Origin of the sequence: Vibrio sp. T11.5 (assembly GCF_027587155.1) — a bacterium.
GTDB lineage: Bacteria > Pseudomonadota > Gammaproteobacteria > Enterobacterales > Vibrionaceae > Vibrio > Vibrio neptunius.
The window spans coordinates 1-725 of sequence record NZ_JAPPTP010000068.1; the positions used below are offsets into that span (position 1 = coordinate 1).

The 725-nt window shown below is 47.0% G+C and carries 1 protein-coding gene; it reads left to right on the forward strand.

Annotation, left to right across the window (positions count from 1 at the left end; genetic code table 11):
- Window positions 1-107: 107 nt before the first annotated feature.
- Window positions 108-725: hypothetical protein (locus tag OH455_RS23210; RefSeq protein WP_269982941.1), on the forward strand; the 618-nt coding region annotated here is incomplete at its 3' end.

Here is a 725-nt window from a genome sequence, read left to right on the forward strand (position 1 = left end):
GCCTGTGTGTAGTGGTGTGTGCAGGCGGTGTAATTGGGTTCGGCGAGCTAGAGAATGCGTTAAACACGAAGTAACAGCTATCAGGTAAAAGTGGAGGAGCCTAACTAATGTATGTATCTGTAGACTCGTTACCGGAGCTAACCCCAGAGTATCAACAAGCCCAGCTTCAAGCGGTACAAGATGCCAAGGTGGTCTATCAATTTGAAGAGGTGATAGTTCCTGCTACTGATTATTGGGCAATCTCGATATGGGTAGCGACAGCTGGCTTTATTTTGTGGATTGGCTCCCAATTAGGATGGATTGGAATAATTGCATTTTCATTGTTCGTTTTCGCGCTGAGTAGTTACTACTATTACGCTGGCAACCCAGATACCAAACAAACAGTAACCCTAACCGAAAAAGGGATGATAGTCACAGAGCTGACTCTCGTCCCTGATGCCTGTTTTGCCGCCTTACGTTACTCTGGCTATGCTGGTATTGCTATTTCGCTTATCGGTGTGGTGCTGGTTGGGCCGATGATGTTTGTTGGCGCCGGCGCCGGACTATTAATGTCGTTTAAAATGGCCGGAGTAGTCAATAGACCTAGGCAGCGAGTGCGGCCTTTTGCCCCGAACGCGAGTTATAGCATTTATATCGTTCCTGAAGGCCGTTATAAACACGGGCTGATTGAATCCCATTTGTCTCCGATGATTGACCCAGAAGTCGAAGGTGAAAAAATGGAAGAT